This window comes from Streptococcus sp. UBA3373 (assembly GCF_002360305.1).
Lineage (GTDB): Bacteria > Bacillota > Bacilli > Lactobacillales > Streptococcaceae > Streptococcus > Streptococcus alactolyticus.
In genome coordinates this window covers 1-1,827 of record NZ_DEQF01000013.1, presented here as the reverse complement: position 1 = coordinate 1,827, position 1,827 = coordinate 1, and the positions used below count along the sequence as shown (strand labels likewise).

The following is a 1,827-nucleotide window of genomic DNA, read 5'->3' as shown; positions in this document are numbered from 1 at the left end:
TAGATTTATTTAATAACAAAATAAGGAGACGATTATGAATCTTTTGATTATGGGCTTGCCAGGTGCTGGTAAAGGGACTCAAGCAGCCAAAATTGTTGAAAAATTTGGTTTAGTACATATTTCTACTGGAGATATGTTCCGTGCAGCAATGGCAAACAAAACCGAAATGGGTGTATTGGCAAAATCATTCATCGATAAAGGTGAATTGGTTCCTGATGAAGTGACAAACGGTATTGTTAAAGAACGCTTAGCACAAGCTGATATTGCAGAAAAAGGTTTCTTGCTCGATGGTTACCCACGTACTATCGAACAAGCACATGCTTTGGACGAAACTCTTAACAACTTGAATTTGACATTAGATGGTGTGATTAACATCGATGTTAACCCAGATTCACTTGTTGAACGTTTGAGTGGTCGTATCATTAACCGCAAAACAGGAGAAACATTCCACAAAGTATTCAATCCACCAGTTGGTGATTACAATGAAGATGATTTCTACCAACGCGAAGATGACAAACCTGAAACTGTAAAACGCCGTCTTGATGTTAATATCGCTCAAGGAGCACCAATTCTTTCACATTATCGTCAATCAGGTCTTGTTTACGATATTCAAGGTAACCAAGATATTGATGCTGTTTTTGCTGACATTGCAGATGTTGTAGCAAAATTAAAATAATGAGATTTTAATACTTGCGTAAGCATTAATTTGATGCTATAATAGGTTAGTCTGACTTATAATTGTTACCTCTGTATCCAGAGGACATCAAATCGAAATTTAGAGGGGGGCTTTTGCGTGGCAAAAGAAGATGTGATTGAAATCGAAGGTAAAGTTGTTGAGACGATGCCTAATGCTATGTTTACTGTTGAGTTAGAAAATGGACACCAAATCTTGGCAACTGTATCAGGAAAAATCCGTAAGAACTATATCCGTATCTTGGTAGGTGATCGTGTTACTGTTGAAATGAGTCCTTACGACTTAACTCGTGGCCGTATCACATACCGCTTTAAATAATCGAAATAATTGGAGGGATAAAAAAATGAAGGTAAGACCATCAGTCAAACCAATTTGCGAATACTGTAAAGTTATTCGTCGTAACGGTCGTGTTATGGTAATTTGTCCATCAAATCCAAAACACAAACAACGTCAAGGATAATATAGAAAGGAGAAAAAATGGCTCGTATTGCTGGAGTTGATATTCCAAATGAAAAACGTGTAGTAATTTCACTTACTTATGTGTATGGTATCGGACTTGCGACTTCTAAGAAAATCTTAGCTGCAGCTGGTGTTTCAGAAGACATCCGTGTTAAAGATTTAACATCAGATCAAGAAGATGCTATCCGTCGTGAAGTTGATGCAATTAAAGTTGAAGGTGACCTTCGTCGTGAAGTAAACTTGAACATCAAACGTTTGATGGAAATCGGTTCTTACCGTGGAATCCGTCATCGCCGTGGATTGCCTGTTCGTGGACAAAACACGAAAAACAATGCACGTACTCGTAAAGGCCCAGCTCGCGCTATCGCTGGCAAGAAAAAATAATTCTTAAGTGAAGGAGGTTAAAACTTCATGGCAGCAAAAAAAGTGAATCGTAAACGCCGTGTGAAGAAGAATATAGAAGCAGGTATTGCACATATCCATTCTACATTCAATAACACTATCATCATGATCACTGATACTCACGGAAATGCATTAGCGTGGTCATCAGCTGGTTCATTAGGTTTCAAAGGAAGCAAAAAATCAACTCCTTTTGCCGCTCAAATGGCAGCAGAAACTGCTACAAAAGCAGCAATGGAACACGGATTAAAGACTGTTGAAGTAACAGTTAAAGG

Annotated in this window: 5 protein-coding genes; all 5 read left to right on the top strand. The window is 38.2% G+C overall.

Features of this window, described 5'->3' with window-relative positions:
* The first annotated feature begins 34 nt into the window (after nucleotides 1–34).
* Nucleotides 35–676, top strand: a complete 642-nt coding sequence (locus B3R79_RS02275) for an adenylate kinase (RefSeq protein WP_154454898.1) — start codon at nucleotides 35–37, stop codon at nucleotides 674–676.
* Between the two features lie 117 nt (nucleotides 677–793).
* Complete coding sequence (infA, locus tag B3R79_RS02270; protein ID WP_001040189.1) at nucleotides 794–1,012, top strand: translation initiation factor IF-1; 219 nt, start codon at nucleotides 794–796, stop codon at nucleotides 1,010–1,012.
* Between the two features lie 25 nt (nucleotides 1,013–1,037).
* On the top strand, nucleotides 1,038–1,154 hold the full coding sequence (rpmJ, locus tag B3R79_RS02265; RefSeq protein ID WP_002959355.1) for a 50S ribosomal protein L36: 117 nt from the start codon (nucleotides 1,038–1,040) through the stop codon (nucleotides 1,152–1,154).
* Between the two features lie 17 nt (nucleotides 1,155–1,171).
* Nucleotides 1,172–1,537, top strand: a complete 366-nt coding sequence (gene rpsM, locus B3R79_RS02260; RefSeq protein WP_293693507.1) for a 30S ribosomal protein S13 — start codon at nucleotides 1,172–1,174, stop codon at nucleotides 1,535–1,537.
* A gap of 27 nt (nucleotides 1,538–1,564) precedes the next feature.
* Nucleotides 1,565–1,827: 30S ribosomal protein S11 (gene rpsK, locus B3R79_RS02255; protein ID WP_293693505.1), on the top strand; the 263-nt coding region annotated here is incomplete at its 3' end.